Below are 20288 nucleotides of genomic sequence, written 5' to 3' on the forward strand. Positions count from 1 at the left end.
TGCGCGCAGGATTGCCTTATTGCGCTGCTCTGTCACCCCGCAACCCTGCGTCACCCGCTTGCACCGCGCGGTGCAGGCGCTAGACAGGAGGGGCAATTGAGGAGCCGTCAAAAATGACCCCGGAAGAAATCGCCAAGCTGCCCTATCGCCCTTGTGTCGGCGTCATGCTGATGAATGCCGCTGGACATATCTTTGTCGGCCAGCGCAAGGACCGATTCGAAGAGGCTTGGCAGATGCCCCAGGGTGGGGTGGAAAAGGGCGAGGCGCCGCGCACCGCCGCCCTGCGCGAGCTGTGGGAGGAGACCGGGGTGACGGCCGATCTGGTCGAGATCGTCGCCGAAAGCGCGCAGTGGTTGCCCTATGACCTGCCGCACGATCTGGTGCCGCAGATCTGGAAGGGCCGCTATCGTGGGCAGGAGCAGAAATGGTTTCTGATGCGCTTCCATGGGGACGACGAACAGGTGAACATCGCGACCGAACACCCCGAGTTCAGCACCTGGTGCTGGCAGGACCCGGCGCATCTGGTGGAGCGAATCGTGCCCTTCAAGCGTGTGGTCTATGAAAAAGTGGTCGAAGAATTCGCGCCCTATCTGGGCTGAGCGCGCGTTTCTCCGGCGTCCGGTGGACTTAGGGGGATGGCGCCGGCGCTGCCGGCGCGATGCCTCCGGCGGGAGTATTTTTGCCAAGAAGAAGCCGGGGCGGGATCATGATCGCGGGGGGCTCAGCCTTCGAAGATCGGGATATGGGGCCCGGCCGCGCGTGGAAGATTGCCGCTCAGGCGTGGGTCGGGGGCGATTTCGATCTGTTGGCGCAGCGGTGTGAATCCGCTGCGACGGTAGAAAGCGAGCGCTCCGGGATGGTCGAGCGTACAGGTATGCAGGTGGAACCGTGCAATCGGGTGCGCCCAGGCCTTTTCGATGGCGGCGTTCATCATGAACCGACCGGCGCCAGAGCCGATCAGCACCGGGGTGACGCCGAAAAAGGCCAGCTCACAAGCGCCCTTGTCGCGAAAATCCAGCTCCAGCAGCCCTTCGGCGTGGCCCTGTTTTTCGAGCGCGTAGAGTTCGACTTTGGGATCGCAGAGGATCTTGGAAAGCGCCGCGTCGTCCAGTCCGAGACGCGAGAACCAGAGCCAGTCCTGACCGCCGACCCGGGTGAACAGGTCGCGGTACCAGTCGGGCGCGGGGGCGTGGATACGGCGCAGGCTGACGCCCTCGGGCGCCGGCACCGGGCGCGGCGCGGCGGCGGTGCGCATCTCCAGATGCGTCACCACCGAGGCCACCATGCCCGGTGGGACGTCGTAGTCCCCCGGCGTCAGCACCATCAAAGCAGCCCGGCGTCGCGCAGAAGCTCGGCCACGTTGGTTTCGGGACGCGGGCCGATATGGCTGATCACCTCGCGGGCGCAGACATTGCCGATGCGGGCGCAGGTTTCCAGATCGCGGTCCGTGGCCATGCCATAGAGGAACCCGGCGGCGAACTGGTCGCCGGCGCCGGTGGCGTCGATGGGTGTGATCCTTTGCACCGGCACGTCGATGCGCGAGGTGCCCTCCATCACGGTGACGCCGTCGCCCGAGCGGGTGCAGACCACCAGCGGGCAGAGCGCGGCGGTCATCACCAGCGCATCGTCCAGGTGATCGGTCTGGAACAGCGACTGGATCTCGGCTTCGTTGCCGATCACGAAATCCATCTGGTGTTCGATCAGCGACAGGAAATCGTCGCGGTGCCGGTCGACGCAGAACGGGTCGGAAATGGCGATGCCGATCTTGCCGCCGCCCTTGTGGCAGTCACGCGCGGCCTCGAGAAAGGCCTCTTTGCCCTTGTCCTTGTCGAACAGATAGCCCTCAAGGAACATCAGCTCGGCCTTGCCTGCGACCTCGCTGGGCACGTCGTCAGAGCTGAGCTCCGAGGAGATCCCCAGATAGGTGTTCATCGAGCGTTCGCCGTCGGGCGAGACAAAGATCATCGAGCGCGAGGTCGGCAGTTCGCCCCCTGCTGCGGGCGGGTTGACGAAATCGACCCCGTCCTCGTTCATCGCATTGGCGTAAAAGTGGCCCAGCTCATCATCGCGCACCCGGCCGATAAAGGCGGTGTTCAGCCCCAGCGCGCCAGCGCCCGCAATGGTGTTGGCGACCGAGCCGCCCGGTGTCTGAACCCGGTTGGTCATCGCGCCATAAAGCAGCTCGGCGCGGTCCTGTTCGACCAGCTGCATGATGCCCTTTTCAATTCCGTTTCCGGTCAGGAAGGCATCTTCGGTCTGGCTGATGACATCGACGATCGCGTTACCGATCCCGACGAGTTGATAGGTAGTCATAGATTTTTGTCCTCGAATTGGCACAGGTCGCGGATGAGGCAGGTGCCGCACAGCGGTTTGCGCGCCTTGCAGTGATAGCGGCCATGTAGAATCAGCCAGTGATGCGCGTGCTGCTGAAAATCCACCGGCACGTTGTCTTCGATGGCGCGTTCGACCGCGTCCACGGTTTTGCCCGGGCAGAGGCCAGTGCGGTTGCCGACGCGGAAAATATGGGTATCCACAGCCTGAGCGGGATAGTGCCACCACATGTTCAGCACCACATTGGCGGTTTTGCGTCCCACCCCCGGTAGCGATTGCAGCGCGGCGCGGGAATTGGGCACCACGCCGTCATAATCCTCGACCAGAATGCGGCTGAGTTTGATCACGTTCTTGGCCTTGTTGCGGAACAGGCCGATGGTCTTGATATGCTCGATCAGACGCTCTTCGCCGAGATCGAGCATCTTTTGCGGTGTGTCGGCGATTGGGAACAGATCCCGCGTGGCCTTGTTGACGCCCGCGTCGGTCGCCTGCGCGCTGAGCGCCACGGCAACCACGAGGGTATAGGCGTTGACATGGTCCAGTTCGCCCCGGGGTTCGGGTTCGCGGGCCTGAAACCGGGTAAAGATCTCGCGGATCGTATGGTAATCGAGCTGTTTTGCCATCCGGGTCTTAATGCCGTGCGCGGCGGCGTGGCGCAACGTGAAAGCGCAGGAAACGGGTCGCATCGGTGCATCGCTGCCCCTAGGTTGGGCGGATCGGAATGGAGTGTTGGCGATGGGTGAGGGCGACAACGAACAGGGCTATCATTTCAACGTGATGCGTCGGGCGATCGCGGTGATTGATGAGCACCAGCAAGACGGCGGCGAGACGCTGTCGCTGGAGGCGCTGGCGGCGGCGATGGAGATGAGCCCGGCGCATTTCCAGCGGCTGTTCTCGCGCTGGGTCGGGGTGTCGCCGAAACGCTATCAACAGTACCTGCGGCTGGGCCATGCCAAGGCGCTGCTGCGCGATCGGTTCACCACGCTGGACACCGCCCATGCGGTTGGGATGTCGGGCAGCGGCCGGCTGCACGATCTGTTCCTGCGGTGGGAGGCGATGAGCCCCGGCGAGTATGCGCGCCACGGGGCTGGGCTGGTGATCATGTGGGGGTGGTTCGACAGTCCGTTTGGTCCGGCGCTGGCGATGGGCACGGACAAGGGGCTGTGCGGTCTTGCCTTTTCGGCCGAGACCGGACCCGAGGCCGCGATGGCGGACCTGCGCGGGCGCTGGCCCGAAGCGGAGTTCGTCGAAGACCCCGCGGCCTTGGCGCCATTGGTCACGGCGGTCTTTGAGCAGCGAGGCGAGACCGCGTTGCACATGATCGGCTCGCCGCTTCAGATCAAGGTTTGGGAGGCGCTGTTGCGCATCCCCTCCGGTCAGGTTTCGACCTATTCCGAGATTGCCCAGTCGATCGGCCTGCCCCGCGCGGTGCGGGCGGTGGGCACGGCCGTGGGGCGCAATCCGGTGAGCTGGCTGATCCCCTGCCACCGTGCGCTGCGCAAATCCGGGGGGCTGGGCGGCTATCACTGGGGGGTGCCGGTCAAGCGCGCCATGTTGGCCTATGAGGCGGCCCGGGCCGAGGAGGGATCTGAGCGGCGGGAGGGGGCGGTCGCCGGTTCCTGACCGCTGCACAGGCCGGAGGTCGGGTGGCAAACGGCCCTGACCGGCCCCTTGCCGAAAAGGTGACGCCGCTGTGCGGGAGGTGGTGTGGGCGGGCGGTTTGTCTGCACCTTTATGGGCTTCAAGGTGGATGGAAATGCGCGGCAATCCGCCGAGCCGGAGGGCGCAGTGCTTGAGTGACGGCACCGCGCCTCTGATATAGTATGGCAGGATATTCAACCGCGTGGGTCCAAACCCCGAAGCGCGCAAAATGAGAGCAAGAGGCAACTTGATGAAGCTTGTGAAACTCACGACCGTTACCGCGATCAGTACCGTCTTTCTGCTGGCCGCCTGTACCGATCCGGCCCGGGTCGATTCCGGTGATCCGTATCAGAAGACCAAACAGGGCGCGCTGATCGGCGGGCTGCTCGGGGCCGGGATCGGCGCCGTATCAGGGTCGCCGCACAAGACCACCGCAGTGCTGGGCGGCGCGACGCTGGGGGCAATTGTCGGCGCCGGGATCGGCGAAAGCCTTGACCGGCAGGAGGCCGAGCTGCGCAACGCGCTGTCCAGCGACGGCATTACCATCACCAATACCGGCGACCGGCTGATCGTGTCGCTGCCCAATGATATCACCTTTGCCACCGACAGCTTCGCGGTGCGTCCGGGTCTGCGGGCCGACGTCAACCGGGTGGCGGCGCATCTGCAACGCTATCCCGACATGACCGTACAGGTGATCGGCCATACCGATAGCGATGGCGATGCCGCCTATAATATCGGCCTGTCAAAGCGCCGGGCCAATGCTGTGGCCGATATCCTTCAGGCTGGCGGCGTGTCCTATACCCGGCTTGCCATCGTCGGTCGTGGCGAAGAGGTGCCTGTCGCCTCGAACCTCACCGAAGAGGGCAAGGCGCGCAACCGCCGGGTGGAAATCGTGATGATTCCCACCAAGTAAAGGGCTGGGTGGCCCACCGGCGCGATCTGTCCTATGTCAGGGAAAAATCGTGACCGGAGGCCGCCCCCTATGTCCAATATCACCCTTCTGGGCCTGTCCGGCGCGTTGCGCCGGGCATCCGCCAACCGCCAGCTGATCCGAGAGGCGGCGCGCCTGTTCGGCACGGCGGATTTGACCGAAGCCGATCTGAACCTGCCGCTGTATGACGGCGACCTCGAAGAGGGCGAAGGCATCCCCGAGGCGGTGCAGCATCTGGCGGCGCAGATTGCGCAGGCCGATGCGGTGGTGATTTCAACCCCGGAATACAACAAGGGGCCGTCCGGCGTGCTCAAGAACGCGCTGGACTGGGTCAGTCGCACCAGCGGCACGCCTTGGGCGGACAAGCCCGTTGCGGTGATGTCGGCGGCGGCGGGCCGCGCCGGGGGCGAGCGGGCGCAGATGGTGCTGCGCAGCTTTCTGGTTCCGTTCCAGTCGCGCCTGCTGTCGGGACCAGAGCTGCATCTGGCCGATTGCCGCAATCAGTTCGACGCGGAGGGCCGGTTGATCAGCGCTCCCTACACCAAGACGCTGCAGGTGCTGATGGACAAGCTGCGCGTCGAGGTCACGCGCTAACGCCGATCCAGACCAAGCCCCCTCTCGCAACGGCTTTCCTTGGGGGCCGGGGAGGGGGGAAGCCTGTGCTTGGGTTACAGCGAGACCTCGGGGCGGAAATCGCCGGGGATCGTATCGCGCTCCTCCAGCATAAGGTCGGCCATCACCTCGGCCACCTTGGGGGCCATGCCAAAGCCGATCTTGAAGCCGCCATTGGCGATGAACTGGCCCGGGTGCAGCGGGTGTGCGCCCAGCATTGGCGCGCGCGATTTGGCGCGGGGGCGCAGCCCGGCCCAGCGTTCGATCACCGTGGCCCCGTGCAGCACCGGCATGGCGGCCAGGGCGCGTTCGATCACCGTCTCAAGCTGGGCGTCGGTGGCTGTCGGGTCGTCGAATTCTCGTTCACTGGTCGAGCCGATGGCAAGGGTCCCGTCGGCATGGGGCACGATATGCACCGCATCGGCAAAGATCTGCGGCGCGTCGACCCCGGCATCAAACCGAAACAGCGCCGCCTGTCCCTTGATCGCCCCGCCCACGGTCTTGCCGAAATGGGCGTTCAACTCGGCCAGACCGGTCGCGCCGGTGGCATGGATTACCTGGCCGCGATCGGCCCCCTCGGTGAGGATATCCACCCCCAATGTGCGCAGCGCGGCGGCCAAGGCGGCACAGGCGCGGCGCGGATGCATCCGCGCGCTGAGTGTGTCGTGGATCAGATAGCCCGTGGCGCTGGGCGGAGCCCATGGGGCCAGTTCGGCTTCGGGGCGCACCTGCCAGCGTGCCTTGCCTTGCCACAGCTCTGCCGCGGTGGTCTCGCGGGCGCGGGCCAGCCCCAGCACGCGGTCATCGGCGATCGGTTGCAACCGCCCGGTGCGCCCATAGCCGGACGAGACGCCGCCCGTTTTCTCGACCGCGGCCCAAAAAGGTTCCGCCAGAATCAGGCTGTCGAACTGAAACGCCTTCTTCGCATTCCAGTTTTCCGGCACATGCGGGGCCAAGGCGCCGACCAACCCGCCGCTTGCCCCCGCGCCGGGGCCAAAGGGGTCGATCACTTGCACGCGCGCACCGCGCCGGGCACAGACCCATGCGATGGAGAGGCCGAAAACCCCCGCCCCGCGTACTGTCACATCTGCCATTGCCATTCCTGCCACCTTTCTCCAGTGTCGCGCCGTTCACCACCTTTACGGAAAATAGCGATGGCCGACCAGCGGGCGGAACTCACCTGGCGCGAAGAGGGCGTCCCGGTCTCGTCCCGGTTCGACGATCCTTATTTCTCGGACCAGAACGGGCTGGAAGAGACCCGGCATGTGTTTCTGGCGGGCAATGACCTGCCGGCGCGGTTCTGCCCCGGGTTTCATGTCGCCGAACTGGGCTTTGGCACCGGCTTGAACCTGCTGGCGACATGGGCCGCATGGGAGCGAAGTGGGCAAGACGGGGCGCTTTGGTTCACCACATTCGAGGCATTTCCGATGGCGCCGTCCGATATGGCCCGCGCGCTCAAGGCATTTCCCGAGCTGTCGCCCTGGGCGGCGCGGTTTCTCGCGGGTTGGAGCGGGACCGGGGCCCTTGATCTTGGCACCCTGCAGTTCGAGATGATCGCGGGGGATGCACGCGCAACGCTGCCAGATTGGGCCGGGCGGGCCGATGCCTGGTTTCTCGATGGGTTCGCCCCGGCCAAGAACCCGGAGCTTTGGGGCGACGACCTGCTGGCACAGGTCGCCCGGCATACTGCACCGGGCGGCACGGCGGCCACCTATACCGCTGCCGGCTTCGTGCGCCGGGGGCTGGAGGCGGCAGGGTTCGCCGTCGAGCGGATCCCCGGACATGGCCGCAAACGCCACATGACCCGCGCAAGGATGCCGCTATGACCGCGCCACAACGCAACACGGTGCCGCTGGGCATCCTGCTGATGGTCGCATCGACCATTGTCTTTGCGCTTCAGGACGGGATCTCGCGCCATCTGGCGGGAACCTACAACACTTGGATGGTGGTGATGATCCGCTACTGGTTCTTCGCGGCCTTCGTCATCGCGCTGGCGGCGCGCGCGCCGGGCGGTGTGCGCCGGGTGGCAAGAACCGAGCAGCCGCTGTTGCAGATCTTTCGCGGGTTACTGCTGGCGGGCGAGGTTTGCGTGGCGATCTACGGGTTCACCCTGCTGGGGCTGATCAAAAGTCAGGCGGTGTTCATCTGCTATCCGCTGCTGATCGCCGCCCTGTCCGGCCCGGTGCTGGGCGAACGGGTGGGCTGGCGGCGCTGGGCGGCGATCGGCGTCGGCCTGATCGGGGTGCTGATCATCCTGCAACCGGGCATGGGGGTGTTCGACCCCGTCGCTATTATCCCGCTGATTTCGGCGCTGATGTTCGCGCTTTATGGTCTGCTCACCCGCTATGTGGCCCGGCGCGACCGGACCGAGACCAGCTTTTTCTATACCGGCACTGCTGGCGCGGTGATGATGACCGCGATCGGCCTGTGGTTCTGGGAACCGATGACCGGCCCCGACTGGGTCTGGATGGCGGTGCTGTGTGTCACCGGTGTGTCGGGGCATTGGTTGTTGATCAAATGCTACGAGGTGGCCGAGGCCGGCGCGGTGCAGCCCTTTGCCTATTTCCATCTGATCTGGGCCGCGATCCTTGGCACGGTGATCTTTAACGAGGTGTTGCGCAGCAACATCGTCATCGGCGCGGGGATCATCGTGCTGGCCGGTCTGTTCACCCTATGGCGCGAACGCGCGCAGGGTTGAGCCGGACAGCTCCCTCGAGAACGGGATCGGCAGCGGCACCTCGCCCAGACGGGCGCGATAGACCGGTAGGCTCTCGGTGACCCGCATGACATAGTTGCGGGTCTCGTTGAACGGGATGTGTTCGATCCAGTCGACGATATCCACGGCCCCCGTGCGTGGATCGCCGTAAAGCTCCATCCATTGCTGCGGACGGCGCGGGCCGGCGTTATAGCCCGCCGCCATCATCACCACGTTGCCGTCGAACGCACCCGCCAGCCCGGCGAGGTAATTCGCACCCAGCTTGGCGTTGTAGTCTGGGTCGCTCAGCAACCGGTCGGTGCTGTGTCCGCTCAGGATTCCCAATTGACCAGCGACCAATCGCGCGGTCGCGGGCATCACCTGCATCAGCCCGCGCGCACCCGCGCCGCTGACGACCCGGGGGTCAAACTCGCTTTCCCGCCGGGCAATGGCGAGCGTCATTTCAGGGGCCATCGGCAATTTCAGTTTGGCCACCGGATGCAGCGGGTAATAGGCCCCGTTCAGCACTTGTCCTTGCTGCGCCGCGCGCTTGGCGATCATCACCGCCAGATGCGGCAGGTCCATGTCGACCGCCATCGCGCCCATTTGCAGCGCCTGCGTTTCATCGCGCGATTCGACCAGATGGGTCAGGAAACGTTCGGCCAGAACCGGTTCGTCCGCCTTGAGCAGCATCAGCCCGGCCTCGGCCACGCTGGAGCGCAGGAACGGCGCCTTGCGCCACGGCGGCGGCGGCGACGGATCGGCAAGGCCGGGATCAAAGGGGCGTCCGATCCGCTCGGCGGCCAGCAGGCCATAGAAGGCGGTCTGATATTCGGCGCCCATCGCATAGGCGGCATGGGCCGCATCGGCATCGCCCAAGGCCTCCTGCGCGCGCCCTTCCCAGTAGCCGGCGCGCGCCTTGGAGATCGGGGTTTCCACCGCAGCGTCGAACCGCTGAAAATGGCGCAACGCCGTGGTCGGATCGCCCAGCTGCGTCAGCGCGACATAGCCCGCGATCCATTCCAGATCGGCATAGGCATAGCCGGCCTCGGGGGTCAGCTGGTGGTTGGCCGCGATGCGATAGGCCAGCTTGGCATCACCGTCGCGCATCTTTTCCCGGGCCAGCGACCGGCGGCGGTCGGCCCAATGCACCGGCTCGCCCAAAGATGCCGCGTTGTCGCTGTGCTGGAGCATCAGCACAATCGCGTCGTCCGTGCGCCCCTTGCGGTGACGCCAGACAAACCGCGCATGCGCCAGCCCCGGATCCTGTTGCAGCGCATCTGGCACCCGCGCAATCAGTGTGTCCACGCCGGGGGCCAGATCCAGCAAACCGATGCGGGCCTCGGCCAATGCGCGATCCGCCTCGTCCACCAGCGGCACCATCGCCCGGGCGCTGGTCAGTTGACCGTCCCAGATCATCCGATCCAGTCGTGCGGCATGGTGCGGGCGCAGCAGATCGCCGTATCGGGAAAGATACAAGTCCATCAGCCCCTTGCCCATCGGCATGCTGCGCCAGGCCAGCACTATCCCGGCCTGCGCATCGCCGCCCTGACCGGTCTTTTCCAACGCGGCGGCATGGATCAACATGCCCTCGGCGGTCTGCGGTGGCTGTTGGGCAAAGAACGTCAAAACCTGCGCCGGTGGCGCATCGGAAAACGCCGGCTCGCTCTTGCGCTGCAACCAGGCCAGACCGGGCCAGTCAGACCGACGGTCGAGAAAGACCATCACATCGCCCGCCGTGCCCTTGCCCGCGCGCAGCCAGTGCCAGACGATGACGTCGCGCGACACCGATCCGCGTTTGCCCGAAACCGCCAGCGCCTGATCCCAGTCGCCGTCGCGCATCGCCGCCAGCCCGAGGGTAAGTTCCTCGGCCGGCCCAGCCATGCTCCGCAGTGGCAGAGCGAGCAGAAGCAGGCCCAGCACAAGCGCCAGAAAGCGTGTCATCCCTTGCATTTTTCACCTAACCGTGGCTAGAGCCACTGACGATAATCCGCGGCCCGCCCGGATCAACACACAATCGCGGAACACGCCCTGATTCGGCAGGGCACCGCGCGCGCCAAAACACAGATAGGGAGCGTCCTCCAATGTTCAAAGGTTCAATGCCAGCGCTTGTTACCCCGTTCTCCAACGGCAAGCTGGACCTGAAGACGCTCAAACGTCTTGTGGATTGGCAGATCAGCGAAGGCTCCAGCGGGTTGGTGCCGGTGGGCACAACCGGCGAAAGCCCGACCTTGACCCATGTTGAGCATGAAACCGTCATCGCCGAGGTGGTCAAGGCCGCTGCCGGTCGGGTGCCGGTGATCGCGGGGGCTGGCTCCAACAACACGGTCGAGACGATTCGCTTTGTTGAATTCGCCGCCCGGATCGGGGCCGATGCGGCGCTGGTGGTGACCCCTTATTACAACAAGCCGACCCAGCGCGGCATGATCGCCCATTTCACCGCCGCGCATGATTGCGCCGAGATCCCGATCATCATCTACAACATCCCCGGCCGCTCGGTGGTCGACATGACGCCCGCCACCATGGGCACGCTGGCCAAGCTGCCCCGCATCGTCGGCGTCAAGGACGCCACCGGCGATCTGGCCCGTGTCAGCCAGCAGCGGATCAGCTGCGGGCCGGAGTTCATCCAGCTTTCGGGCGAAGATGCCACCGCGCTGGGTTTCAACGCCCATGGCGGTATCGGCTGCATTTCGGTGACCGCCAACGTGGCGCCCCGGCTCTGTGCCGAGTTTCAGGCCGCGACGCTGGCGGGCGACTACAAGCTGGCGCTGGAGTATCAGGACAAGCTGATGCCGCTGCACGAGGCGATCTTCCTTGAGCCGGGTCTCGTCGGGGCCAAATATGCGATGTCGAAACTGGGGATGTGCAGCGAAGAGGTCCGCTCGCCCCTGACCGGGCTTGAAGACAGCACCAAGGCTGTGATCGACGCCGCGATGAAACACGCCGGACTGCTCTGAGCGCTTAGCGATCAAGGTCTTTTTCTGGCCTGAAATACTCCGGGGGACTCGCCCGAAAGGGCGAGGGGGGCAGCGCCCCCATCCCCGAACTGCGCCTAGGCGTTCAACGGGCGCCGTAGTAAAACCCCACCACATGCTCTGCCTCGGCAAAGAACAGCCAGCGGGCGGTTAGAACACCGGTGAGATGGCTAAGCACCGCCAGCGCGGCGAGCGCGTGGCTGAACGGGGCAAGCAGTAGCACCACGGGAACCACGCTCATCAGCGCCAGCGCGATCACCCGCAGTTTGGTGGCGTGACGTCGCCCGACCACATGGACCATCTCGCGCAACAGGTAATTCGGCCCGGTATGGGGCGGCTCAAAGGCGCGCAGGCTGCCACCCGTGAGGCCGGTGGCCGTGGCCAGTGTCGTGCCCGAGCGGGCCAGCGCGCCATCGCCGCGCCGCCAATGGGCGATCTGGAGCCCTCCCGCCAAGATCAACAGTGGCACCGCCCAGCGGGTCTGTCCTGCCAGCAGCGCGCCACCGGCCAGTGACAGGCAAAGAAACAGCGCCGGTGTCAGCGCCATATGCCAGCGCGGCACGGATTTGAGCTGGGTATAGATCATCGCGGTGGTGACCACGGTGCCCAGACTCAGCCCCGCGCCGAGCCAACCCAGCAACGCCCAACGGGTGTCGAGAAACACCAGCCCGGCACCATAGGCCGCCATCACCCCCAGCGCGAGCAGCGCGGCCCAGCCTTCCCGGCTCAGCCAACTTGTCCGCCACTGGGTAAACGCCTTCAGCCCGCGCTCAGGGTGGCCGAGGTGAAAGGCCGAGGCGATCAGCCCGCCCGTCGCCAGCAGGTAGGCGATGGTGAAAAAGGCAAAGGCGCTGCGCCCGGTGACGGCTGGAGCCCCCAGCCCGAGCCAGATCAACAGGCCGAACCCCAGCCCGGACAGCGTGGTGAAGGCGATGACGGATTTGGCTGGATGCATCTTAACTGTCTCCGCCCGGCAAACGCTCGAGCGTCCGGTCAAGCCAGCCGAGGAAGCCGCCGATGTCCTGCGCCACCGGGGTCAGCCTTGGCGCGGTTTCGGTGATCCGGTCCTTGGGACGTGGTGGCAGGTATTTGTTGACGGGTTTCGTGCCCTGTTCCGGCATCAGGTCGATGCCGCCGCGTTCGACCACCAGCTTTGACACCGCGCTGTCCGGGTCGCCCAGATCGCCGAAATGGCGCGCGCCTGCCGGGCAGCTGCGCACGCAGGCGGGTACCCGGTCTTCCTCGGGCAGGGTGTCGTTATAGATGCGATCGACGCAGAGCGTGCATTTCTTCATCACCCCCGCGGCCGCGTCCATCTCGCGCGCGCCGTAAGGGCAAGCCCAGGCGCACAGCCCGCAACCGATGCAATCGCTCTCGTTGACCAGCACGATGCCATCCTCGACCCGCTTGTAGCTGGCCCCGGTGGGGCAGACCGTGACGCAGGGGGCGTCTTCGCAATGCAGGCAGGATTTCGGGAAATGGATCAGCTGCGCCGCGCCCTCCTTTGGCTGCACCTCATAGGAATGCACGCGGTTGAGGAAGGTGCCTGACGGGTCGGCGCCATAGGGCGATTGATCCGAAAGCGGCGCGCCATAATTCTCGGTGTTCCAGCCCTTGCAGGAGATCACACAGGCATGGCAGCCGACGCAGGTGTCGAGGTCGATCACCAAGCCCAACTTGCGCTTGGTCGTGTCGGGGAGTTCGGTCATGTGCTCAGCCCTCGGCACTGGAGGCTATGGTCGGACCGGGGCGCTGCCCCGGGCCCCGGGATATTTGTGGAGAAAGGAAGGGGTGGATCATTTCCCCACCTTCCATTCGAGATGATCCGGGCCTTGCCCGACGGGGGAGGTGAGAGGGGCGAAGGCCGGTTGGCTTTCGTCCGGGGGGATGGCTTTCTCGATCTTGACCTTCAGGTCGAACCAAGCGGCCTGCCCGGTGATCGGGTCGGAATTGGCCCAGCGTAGCCCGTCGCCCTTGGGCGGCAGCAACTCGTGGATCAGGTGATTGAGCAGAAAGCCGCGCGTCGCCTCCGGCGCATCGCCCTTCAGCGCCCAGGCGCCCTTGCGTTTGCCAATGGCGTTCCATGTCCAGACCGTGGCGTCGTTGAGCGCGGCCATTTCCCTCACCGGGACGGTGATTTCACCGTGCGGCGATGTCACTTTTGCCCAGTCCCCATCGCGCAGCCCATGTTCGCGCATCAGCCGGGTCGGCACGTACAGCGGGTTGTGCCCGTGCAGCTGCCGCAGCCAAGCGTTCTGGCTGCCCCAGCTGTGATACATCGCCATCGGGCGTTGTGTCAGCGCGTTGACGGTGAACCCGGCGTTGCCCTGCTGGTCGGTCTCGTACCAGATCGGCAGCGGGTCCATCACCGTCTTGAGCCGGTCGCGCAGATGCTCGGGCGGCTGGTGCTCTCCATGCCCCTCGGCGGCGCGCTGGAACTTGCGCAGCGGTTCGACATAGAGCTGGAACAGATAGGGCTGTGGGCTGTCGTAGAGCCCGCTCTCGACGGCCCAGTTCTGATAGGCCGCGTTCCACGGTTTGTAATAGGACGCCGCCTTGGGGATATGGCTGACAAAGAAGCCGCCATTTTCGATATAGCGCGCCATCTGGCCGGGGTTCGGTGTACCGCGTCCGGTCTTGTTGCCACCTTCGCCGCGCCAACCGGCGAGTGGGCCGATGCCGGGCTTGCGTTCATGGTTGACGATGTAATCGGCGTAATCGGCATAGACCGCCGCGCCACTCTCATCGACGAACCCCGGCAGGCCCAGCCTGACACCGAGGTCGATCAGCACCGACTGAAACCCCCGCACGTCGCGGTCCGGGGCGATCACCGGCCAGCGGATCGCGTCAGCCAGGGCATCCGCTTCGCAGATCGGGCGGTCGAGCAGGCTGATGCAATCGTGGCGCTCCAGATAGGTGGTATCGGGCAGGATCAGATCGGCATAGGCGACCATCTCGGAACTGTAGGCATCGGAATAGATGATATGCGGAATGACATAGGTGCCGCTCTCATCGGTATCGGTCAGCATTTCCATTACGCTGCGCGTGTTCATGGAGGAATTCCACGCCATGTTCGCCATATACATGAACAGGGTGTCGATCTTGTAGGGATCACCGGCATGGGCGTTCGAGATCACCATATGCATCAGCCCATGCGCCGACATCGGGTTTTCCCAAGTGAACGCCTTGTCGATGCGCGCCGGGCTGCCGTCTACCTTTAGTGCCAGATCCTCCGGCCCCTGAACGAACCCCAGATGTGGCCCGTCCAGCGGTGCGCCGGGGGTGACGTTGAAATGCGGCTTGGGGTGGATCTCGGCGGGTTTCGGATAGGGCGGCTTGAAGCGGAAACCGCCCGGCACTTCCACCGTGCCCAGCAGGATCTGCAACACGTGCAGCGCGCGGGCGGTCTGGAAGCCGTTGGCATGGGCCGAGATACCGCGCATCGCGTGAAAACTGACCGGGCGGCCCACCATGGTCGGGTGAGTTTCGCCGCGAAAATCGGTCCATTGCCGGTCCAGCTCAAAGGCCTCATCAAAGGCGACGCGGGCGATCTCTCCGGCCACGGCGCGGATCTTGTCTGCCGGGATGCCACAGCGCTCGGCCACGGTTTCTGGGGCGTAGTCAGAGGAGAGATAGCGCTCTGCCATCAGATGCAGGACCGGGCGATAAAGGATGCCGTCGCGGGTATGGGTCGCGGACAAATCGGGGCGCACGCCGGGCTGGTCGAACGGGGTGAGCGCGCCGCTGGCCCGGTCGATCACCAGCGTCTTGCCGTCGGCGCCGCGCAGCAACAGGCCATGCTCTGGCGTGCCCGGGGCCTCGGCCACCAGACAGGGGGCGTTGGTATAGCGGGCAAGATACTCAAGGTCGATCTTGCCCGCCGTCATCAGCACATGAATGAGCGACAGGATGAACAGCCCGTCGGTGCCCGGTGTGATCGAGACCCAATCATCGGCCACCGCGTTATAGCCGCTGCGCACCGGGTTTACCCCGATCACCCGTGCGCCGCGCGCCTTGATCTTGCCGATTCCCATCTTGATCGGGTTGCTGTCATGATCCTCGGCCACCCCGAACAGGATGAAAAGCTTGGTGTAATCCCAGTCCGGTTGGCCAAATTCCCAGAACGAGCCACCCATGGTGTAGATGCCCGCGGTTGCCATGTTGACCGAACAGAACCCGCCGTGGGCCGCATAGTTCGGCGTGCCGAATTTTTGTGCCCACCAGCCTGTAAAGCTTTGCGACTGATCGCGCCCGGTGAAGAAGGCCAGCTTTTCCGGGGCCTTTTCGCGCAGCGGTTTCAGCCAGCCCGTGGCAATCTCCAGCGCCTCGTCCCATGAGATTTCTTCGAACTGGCCCGATCCGCGCGGCCCCACCCGCTTGAGCGGTGCGCGCAGGCGTGACGGCGCGTTGACCTGCATGATCCCGGCCGAGCCCTTGGCGCAAAGCACGCCCTTGTTCACCGGGTGGTCGCGGTTGCCCTCGATATAGGCGACCTGCTGCGTCCCATCCGCGCCGCGCTTCATATGCACGTTGATGCCACAGCGGCAGGCACACATGTAGCACGTGGTCTTGCGAACCTCGTCCGAGACCTTGGGCGACAGATTCAGGTCCGGCTGGCGGTGGCTCATCCCTCGGTTTCCCTGTTTTTCATTGAACGCTAGTGCAGAATTTCCGTCCGCGCGACAGTTTTTCAGTCTCCTCCGTTAAGGCGGAACTTGATCTTTTATATCTACGGTATGGGCGGGTGGCTGTCCCGCGCGACATCGGGGGGATCGCCACGATAGGGCAACACGCGCATGGTGCCGTCGATATCGCTGGTTCCGGCGCGGCCGAAATGGCCCCCGCAAAGCCCCGGATGATCTTGACGTTTTCGCGCGGGGCTGGCCCCTTGGGGGCAATGGAGGGCGATATGTCAGCACTGGAAAGGGCGTTTGAGGCGGCCCGTGCGCGGCGGCTTCGTGTGGTGTTTCCTGAATTGGGACAGGATGCGCGCATCGACGCGGCGGTTGCGCGGTTGCGGGCCGGGGGGCTGGCAGATCCGATCGCGCTGGCCGAGATGAGCGCGGCGCAGATCGCGACGCTGGTCGAGAGGCGCGGCGTGAAAGCGGCGCTGGCGCGGCGGATGCTGAATCGCCCGCTGATCCGGGCCGCCGCCATGGTTGCCGCAGGCGAGGCCGACGCGATGGTTGCCGGTGCGGTGGCGGCAAGCAAAAAGGTGATCGAGGCGGCCAGCCTCGCCATCGGTCCGGCCGAGGAGGGGAGGGCCGTCTCGTCCTTTTTCCTGATGGTGTTTCCCGACGGGCGCGACCTGATCTTTGCCGATTGCGGGCTGAACGTGGATCCAGATGCGGCCCAACTGGTCGATATCGCGCGCGCCTCCGAGAAAACCGGGCGGGCATTGTTGGGCGCGGCGCGGGTGGCGTTGCTGTCCTTTTCCACCGGCCGCAGCGGCGCGGGGGCCAGCGTGGACAAGGTGCGCGCGGCAGCCGAGGCCAGTGGCTTTACCGGCCCGGTGCAGGGGGACGCGGCGCTCAATCCTCGGGTGGCCGTGGCCAAGGGGCTGGGCACGGGCGATGCGAATGTCCTTGTCTTCCCCAATCTGGACGCGGGCAATATCGCCTATAAACTGGCGCAGGAACTGGCCGGGGCGCAGGCGCTGGGCCCGATTCTGCAAGGGTTCCGTCGCCCCGTCTGTGATCTGAGCCGGGGGGCGACGGTGGAGGATATCGTGGCCGCCACCGTGGTGACGCTGGCGCTGGCCTGAGGGCGGGGAAGGGTCACATCGGGCGTCGCGACTGCGTCCTTTGCCGTGAGGTGCCCTATCCGTCGTCGGCTTGCATTTGGCCCAGAGCCTCGGCGATCCGCGCGATGCCGTCGCCGATACGTGCGACCGGGATCGAGGAATATCCCAGTCGGTAATAGCGTTTCGCGCGCTCTGGCCCGGCGAAAAACGGCGCGCCGGGTTCGATAAAGACACTTTGTGCCTGTAGGCGCGCGGCAAGCTGTGCGCTGTCGGTGCCCTCCGGGGCTCGCATCCAAAGCGACGAGCCGCCATAGACACCGCGCCCGGCGATGCTCAGCCCATGGGCGGATATCGCGGCCTCCATCGCGGCGCGCCGGTCGTGCAGTGCCGCGCCCATCCGCCGGATCTGGCTGTCGTAATGGCCCAGCGACAGGAAATAGGCGGTGGTGCGCTGCATGTGGCCGGGAGGGTGGCGCAACATGGTGGCGCGCAGGGCGCGGGCCTCGCGGATAAAGGGTTCGGATCCAACCATGTAGCCGAGCCGCAGGCCGGGAAACAGCGACTTGGAAAAGCTGCCGACATAGATCACGCGCCCGTCCTCATCCAGCGACTTCAGCGCCGGCGAGGGGGCGGCGAGAAAGGCCATCTCGAACTCGTAATCATCCTCGACCACCAGCGCGTCGATGTCGCGGGCGTGAGCCAGCAGCGCGCGGCGGCGTTCCAGCGGCATGGTGGCGGTGGTCGGGCATTGGTGGCTGGGGCTGGTAAAGATCACGTCGGTGTCTGCCGGGATCGCATCGGGGGGCAGCCCGTCGGCATCGACCCGCACCGGGGTCAGCTGGCAGCCGGCATGGGTCAGCAGGTCGCGCTGGGCGGGATAGCAGGGGTCTTCGATTACGGCGCGGCGGCGGTGGTTGAGCAGCACGCGGGCGGCGATCCACAGCGCGTTCTGCGCCCCGAGGGTGATCAGGATTTCCTCGGGCCGGGCCGAGATCCCGCGCCGGGGCAGCGTGTGGCGGGCGATGTATTCGACCAGAAGCGGGTCGTCGCGATCAAAGTAGTCGTCTGTTAAGGCGGCGAAATCTTTCTGTCCAAGGGCGCGCAGGGCGCAGTGGCGCCAATTGGTGTGGTCGAACAGCGTGGGATCGGCCTGACCATAGATGAACGGATAGCGGAAGTCGCGCCAACCGACCGGTTTGTGCGGCGTGTCGCCGCCGGTGAACCGTTGGGCGATGGCGCGGGTCCAGTCCACGGTATCGGCGGCGCGCGGGCGCGGCGAATAGACCGGCGGCACCGGCGCGTTCTCTGAGACATAGTAGCCGGAGCGGCCGCGCGAGGTCAGATAATCGTTCGCCACCAACTCGGTATAGGCGAGGGTGACGGTGATCCGGCTGACGCCGAGATGGCTGGCGAGCTTGCGCGAGGAGGGCAGTTTCTCACCGATGTGGAAGCGGCCGGAGAGGATGCCCTCGGCGATCATCTGCTGCACCTGCGCCTGCAGCGTGCCGGGCGCATCGGGGTTGAGAAAGAAGGTGTCGACGGCGATAGGCATGGCGGCAGAATAGGCTGGACTGATCTGGCTTGTAAACTGGATATAGAGGCGGCGCCGTCTGGACCAACGCTCGGGATGTTTACCGGGCTGTGGGAGAGGCGAATCGCCGCGTTTTCTCATGATTAGAGTCTCTATTTTGGGGGGTTTGGTCCCTGTTTCGTACAGTCGGCTTGGGCATGATCCTGTCCGGGAGGAGCGGATTGGGGAGTATCCATGCTGTTTTGTACAGAAGGGCGGGTTTGCCCGCGTAGTTGCCCTGAACAGGGTTAACGGGTGGGGCCGGGAGCGGATTTGGGCCGTTCAAATAGATTGACAGAGGCAAATAGTTCGAAATAACTAGGTTTATAGTTTTGGTGGAGACGCAGATGTTGGAAGAGGCCGCACAGGGATTTGCCGCGATGGGATCGGACTCCCGTTTGAGGGTGCTCAAAACGTTGGTTCGCGCCGGTGAGGCCGGGCTGAGCGTCGGCGAGATTCAGGAACGCACCGGCATCGCGCCTTCGACACTGGCGCATCATCTGAAATTCCTCGCCGCCGGTGGTTTGGTGGAACAGCAAAAGACCGGGCGCACGGTGATCAACCGCGCCCGCTATGACCGGTTGGAAGAACTGGCGGCGTTCATTCTGGATGAATGTTGCATCGACACGCAGAGAAAGGCGGCGAACGATGGCTGATACGACTCAGGTGCGTCCCGGCGGGGCCGGGCGGGGCGGGGCCGGGAAGCTGGCGCTGAAACAGGCGTTGAAAACACCCTGGGCGGTGATCGTGGCGATCCTGCTGGCACTGGCGGTGCTGGATCCGGGCAACCTGCGCGATACGGTGGTGTTCGCCAGCAAGGCTTTGGCGCATACTGGGCAATACATCCTGTTCGCGGTGCTGCTGCTGGCCTATCTCAAGGCCACCGGGGCCGAGGTGATGGTCGCCCGTGCCTTTGTCGGGCGCGAAGTACGGATGATTTTCCTTGCCGCGCTGTTCGGCGGGCTGGCGCCGTTCTGCTCCTGCGAGGTGATCCCCTTTGTCGCCGGGTTGCTGGCCCTGGGCGCGCCGCTGTCGGCGGTGATGGCGTTCTGGCTGTCGTCACCGCTGATCGACCCGCCGACGCTGTTGATCACCGCCGCAGCGCTGGGCTGGCCGTTTGCGTTGGGCAAGGCGGTGGCGGCGGTGGCGCTGGGGCTGTTCGGGGGCTTTGTGGTTCGGGCGCTGATGCGGGGTGGTGCCTTTGCCAGCCCGCTGCGGCAGGCGCCGAGCAGCGGGTGTTGTGGCTGCGGTGGGCCAAAACTGGATGGCAAGCCGGTCTGGCGGTTCTGGGGCGAGGCGGCGCGGCGCGCGACGTTCCGGGTCGAGTTCATTTCAAACGGGCTGTTCCTGCTGAAATGGCTGGCGCTGGCCTATGTGCTGGAGGCGCTGCTGGTGCATTACGTGCCTGCGGATCTGATCGCACAGGTGGTTGGCGGCGACGGGATCGGGGCGATCGCGATCGCGGCGCTGGTCGGGATGCCGGCCTATCTGAATTCCTATGTCGCGCCGCCGCTGCTGGCCGGGTTGATGGAGAGCGGCATGAGCGCGGGGGCGGCGATGGCCTTCATGATCGCCGGGGCGGTCAGTTCGATCCCGGCGATGGCGGCGGTGTGGTCGCTGGTCAAGCCACGGGTCTTCGCGGTGTACCTGGGGTTGGGGGTGCTGGGTGCGGTGATCGCGGGGGTGTTGTTCCAGATCGTGGCGTGAGGGAGGGGGCGCTGCCCCCTCACCCCCGGGATATTTCGAGTGAAAGGAAAAGCGGGCGGGGCGCGGTGTGGGGCGCCCCGCCT

The 20288-nt window shown here is 65.4% G+C and carries 19 protein-coding genes; 10 read left to right on the top strand and 9 right to left on the bottom strand.

Annotated elements, in window-relative coordinates; genetic code table 11:
• The first annotated feature begins 113 nt into the window (after nucleotides 1–113).
• Nucleotides 114–599, top strand: a complete 486-nt coding sequence (locus tag E1B25_RS08230; RefSeq protein WP_132828293.1) for an RNA pyrophosphohydrolase — start codon at nucleotides 114–116, stop codon at nucleotides 597–599.
• 122 nt (nucleotides 600–721) lie between these two features.
• Here E1B25_RS08230 and E1B25_RS08235 read toward each other — a convergent pair whose 3' ends face one another.
• Genes E1B25_RS08235 through nth form a run of 3 tightly spaced genes read right to left on the bottom strand, consistent with a single transcriptional unit; the run spans nucleotide 722 to nucleotide 2954 of the window.
• The gene (locus E1B25_RS08235) at nucleotides 722–1324 is read right to left on the bottom strand and encodes a GNAT family N-acetyltransferase (protein WP_342635588.1); all 603 of its coding nucleotides are present in this window, start codon (nucleotides 1322–1324) and stop codon (nucleotides 722–724) included.
• Nucleotides 1324–2313 carry an adenosine kinase gene (locus E1B25_RS08240; RefSeq protein ID WP_132828295.1) on the bottom strand — a complete coding sequence of 330 codons (990 nt, stop codon included), beginning with the start codon at nucleotides 2311–2313 and terminating at the stop codon, nucleotides 1324–1326. Before E1B25_RS08240 ends, E1B25_RS08235 begins: the two co-directional genes overlap by 1 nt.
• Entirely contained in the window at nucleotides 2310–2954 is a 645-nt protein-coding gene (gene nth, locus E1B25_RS08245) for an endonuclease III (RefSeq protein ID WP_132828296.1), read from the bottom strand. The genes E1B25_RS08240 and nth overlap by 4 nt, the downstream gene beginning before the upstream one ends.
• 112 nt (nucleotides 2955–3066) lie before the next feature.
• Between nth and E1B25_RS08250 the strand changes: the two genes are divergently transcribed.
• The 3 genes from E1B25_RS08250 to E1B25_RS08260 all read left to right on the top strand — a co-directional run bounded on the left by E1B25_RS08250 (nucleotide 3067) and on the right by E1B25_RS08260 (nucleotide 5497).
• Nucleotides 3067–3954 carry a methylated-DNA--[protein]-cysteine S-methyltransferase gene (locus E1B25_RS08250; protein WP_132828298.1) on the top strand — a complete coding sequence of 296 codons (888 nt, stop codon included), beginning with the start codon at nucleotides 3067–3069 and terminating at the stop codon, nucleotides 3952–3954.
• Between the two features lie 268 nt (nucleotides 3955–4222).
• Entirely contained in the window at nucleotides 4223–4885 is a 663-nt protein-coding gene (locus E1B25_RS08255; RefSeq protein ID WP_132828299.1) for a YiaD family glycine zipper/OmpA-like lipoprotein, read from the top strand.
• Between the two features lie 69 nt (nucleotides 4886–4954).
• Nucleotides 4955–5497, top strand: a complete 543-nt coding sequence (locus tag E1B25_RS08260; RefSeq protein WP_132828301.1) for an NADPH-dependent FMN reductase — start codon at nucleotides 4955–4957, stop codon at nucleotides 5495–5497.
• A 74-nt stretch (nucleotides 5498–5571) separates the two neighbouring features.
• On the opposite strand, the gene E1B25_RS08265 is transcribed toward E1B25_RS08260, so the two are convergent.
• Nucleotides 5572–6615: an NAD(P)/FAD-dependent oxidoreductase gene (locus E1B25_RS08265; protein WP_132828302.1), complete on the bottom strand. Its 1044-nt coding sequence runs from the start codon at nucleotides 6613–6615 to the stop codon at nucleotides 5572–5574.
• Between the two features lie 54 nt (nucleotides 6616–6669).
• Here E1B25_RS08265 and mnmC2 point away from each other — a divergent pair, with 54 nt between their 5' ends.
• Nucleotides 6670–7341: a tRNA (5-methylaminomethyl-2-thiouridine)(34)-methyltransferase MnmC2 gene (gene mnmC2, locus E1B25_RS08270; protein WP_132828304.1), complete on the top strand. Its 672-nt coding sequence runs from the start codon at nucleotides 6670–6672 to the stop codon at nucleotides 7339–7341.
• Nucleotides 7338–8213 carry a DMT family transporter gene (locus E1B25_RS08275; protein WP_132828305.1) on the top strand — a complete coding sequence of 292 codons (876 nt, stop codon included), beginning with the start codon at nucleotides 7338–7340 and terminating at the stop codon, nucleotides 8211–8213. Before mnmC2 ends, E1B25_RS08275 begins: the two co-directional genes overlap by 4 nt.
• On the opposite strand, the gene E1B25_RS08280 is transcribed toward E1B25_RS08275, so the two are convergent.
• The gene (locus E1B25_RS08280) at nucleotides 8187–10154 is read right to left on the bottom strand and encodes a lytic transglycosylase domain-containing protein (protein WP_132828306.1); all 1968 of its coding nucleotides are present in this window, start codon (nucleotides 10152–10154) and stop codon (nucleotides 8187–8189) included. The genes E1B25_RS08275 and E1B25_RS08280 overlap by 27 nt on opposite strands.
• A gap of 140 nt (nucleotides 10155–10294) precedes the next feature.
• Between E1B25_RS08280 and dapA the strand changes: the two genes are divergently transcribed.
• Nucleotides 10295–11167, top strand: a complete 873-nt coding sequence (gene dapA, locus E1B25_RS08285) for a 4-hydroxy-tetrahydrodipicolinate synthase (protein ID WP_132828308.1) — start codon at nucleotides 10295–10297, stop codon at nucleotides 11165–11167.
• A gap of 103 nt (nucleotides 11168–11270) precedes the next feature.
• On the opposite strand, the gene E1B25_RS08290 is transcribed toward dapA, so the two are convergent.
• The 3 genes from E1B25_RS08290 to E1B25_RS08300 all read right to left on the bottom strand — a co-directional run bounded on the left by E1B25_RS08290 (nucleotide 11271) and on the right by E1B25_RS08300 (nucleotide 15813).
• Nucleotides 11271–12140, bottom strand: a complete 870-nt coding sequence (locus E1B25_RS08290) for a dimethyl sulfoxide reductase anchor subunit family protein (protein ID WP_132828310.1) — start codon at nucleotides 12138–12140, stop codon at nucleotides 11271–11273.
• A 1-nt stretch (nucleotide 12141) separates the two neighbouring features.
• Nucleotides 12142–12894 (bottom strand): 4Fe-4S dicluster domain-containing protein, encoded by a 753-nt coding sequence (locus E1B25_RS08295; RefSeq protein WP_132828311.1) that lies wholly within the window; start codon nucleotides 12892–12894, stop codon nucleotides 12142–12144.
• A gap of 87 nt (nucleotides 12895–12981) precedes the next feature.
• Entirely contained in the window at nucleotides 12982–15813 is a 2832-nt protein-coding gene (locus tag E1B25_RS08300; RefSeq protein WP_132828313.1) for a molybdopterin oxidoreductase family protein, read from the bottom strand.
• 227 nt (nucleotides 15814–16040) lie between these two features.
• Here E1B25_RS08300 and E1B25_RS08305 point away from each other — a divergent pair, with 227 nt between their 5' ends.
• Nucleotides 16041–16949, top strand: a complete 909-nt coding sequence (locus tag E1B25_RS08305) for a phosphate acyltransferase (RefSeq protein WP_245510650.1) — start codon at nucleotides 16041–16043, stop codon at nucleotides 16947–16949.
• 55 nt (nucleotides 16950–17004) lie between these two features.
• Here E1B25_RS08305 and pdxR read toward each other — a convergent pair whose 3' ends face one another.
• A complete protein-coding gene (gene pdxR, locus E1B25_RS08310) occupies nucleotides 17005–18480 on the bottom strand; it encodes a MocR-like pyridoxine biosynthesis transcription factor PdxR (RefSeq protein ID WP_132828314.1) in 1476 nt (491 codons plus the stop codon).
• Between the two features lie 365 nt (nucleotides 18481–18845).
• Between pdxR and E1B25_RS08315 the strand changes: the two genes are divergently transcribed.
• A complete protein-coding gene (locus E1B25_RS08315) occupies nucleotides 18846–19154 on the top strand; it encodes an ArsR/SmtB family transcription factor (protein WP_132828316.1) in 309 nt (102 codons plus the stop codon).
• Nucleotides 19147–20205: a permease gene (locus E1B25_RS08320; RefSeq protein WP_132828317.1), complete on the top strand. Its 1059-nt coding sequence runs from the start codon at nucleotides 19147–19149 to the stop codon at nucleotides 20203–20205. Before E1B25_RS08315 ends, E1B25_RS08320 begins: the two co-directional genes overlap by 8 nt.
• Nucleotides 20206–20288: the final 83 nt, after the last annotated feature.

Source organism: Antarcticimicrobium sediminis (assembly GCF_004348975.1).
GTDB lineage: Bacteria > Pseudomonadota > Alphaproteobacteria > Rhodobacterales > Rhodobacteraceae > Antarcticimicrobium > Antarcticimicrobium sediminis.

Coding starts and splice junctions, on each gene's coding strand:
- E1B25_RS08300 (WP_132828313.1), bottom strand. CDS start 15,813: ATGAGCCACCGCCAGCCGGACCTGAATCTGTCGCCCAAGGTCTCGGAC.
- E1B25_RS08275 (WP_132828305.1), top strand. CDS start 7,338: ATGACCGCGCCACAACGCAACACGGTGCCGCTGGGCATCCTGCTGATG.
- nth (WP_132828296.1), bottom strand. CDS start 2,954: ATGGCAAAACAGCTCGATTACCATACGATCCGCGAGATCTTTACCCGG.
- E1B25_RS08295 (WP_132828311.1), bottom strand. CDS start 12,894: ATGACCGAACTCCCCGACACGACCAAGCGCAAGTTGGGCTTGGTGATC.
- E1B25_RS08290 (WP_132828310.1), bottom strand. CDS start 12,140: ATGCATCCAGCCAAATCCGTCATCGCCTTCACCACGCTGTCCGGGCTG.
- E1B25_RS08260 (WP_132828301.1), top strand. CDS start 4,955: ATGTCCAATATCACCCTTCTGGGCCTGTCCGGCGCGTTGCGCCGGGCA.
- E1B25_RS08255 (WP_132828299.1), top strand. CDS start 4,223: ATGAAGCTTGTGAAACTCACGACCGTTACCGCGATCAGTACCGTCTTT.
- E1B25_RS08305 (WP_245510650.1), top strand. CDS start 16,041: ATGATCTTGACGTTTTCGCGCGGGGCTGGCCCCTTGGGGGCAATGGAG.
- E1B25_RS08230 (WP_132828293.1), top strand. CDS start 114: ATGACCCCGGAAGAAATCGCCAAGCTGCCCTATCGCCCTTGTGTCGGC.
- mnmC2 (WP_132828304.1), top strand. CDS start 6,670: ATGGCCGACCAGCGGGCGGAACTCACCTGGCGCGAAGAGGGCGTCCCG.
- dapA (WP_132828308.1), top strand. CDS start 10,295: ATGTTCAAAGGTTCAATGCCAGCGCTTGTTACCCCGTTCTCCAACGGC.
- E1B25_RS08250 (WP_132828298.1), top strand. CDS start 3,067: ATGGGTGAGGGCGACAACGAACAGGGCTATCATTTCAACGTGATGCGT.
- E1B25_RS08315 (WP_132828316.1), top strand. CDS start 18,846: ATGTTGGAAGAGGCCGCACAGGGATTTGCCGCGATGGGATCGGACTCC.
- E1B25_RS08265 (WP_132828302.1), bottom strand. CDS start 6,615: ATGGCAATGGCAGATGTGACAGTACGCGGGGCGGGGGTTTTCGGCCTC.
- pdxR (WP_132828314.1), bottom strand. CDS start 18,480: ATGCCTATCGCCGTCGACACCTTCTTTCTCAACCCCGATGCGCCCGGC.
- E1B25_RS08235 (WP_342635588.1), bottom strand. CDS start 1,324: ATGGTGCTGACGCCGGGGGACTACGACGTCCCACCGGGCATGGTGGCC.
- E1B25_RS08280 (WP_132828306.1), bottom strand. CDS start 10,154: ATGACACGCTTTCTGGCGCTTGTGCTGGGCCTGCTTCTGCTCGCTCTG.
- E1B25_RS08320 (WP_132828317.1), top strand. CDS start 19,147: ATGGCTGATACGACTCAGGTGCGTCCCGGCGGGGCCGGGCGGGGCGGG.
- E1B25_RS08240 (WP_132828295.1), bottom strand. CDS start 2,313: ATGACTACCTATCAACTCGTCGGGATCGGTAACGCGATCGTCGATGTC.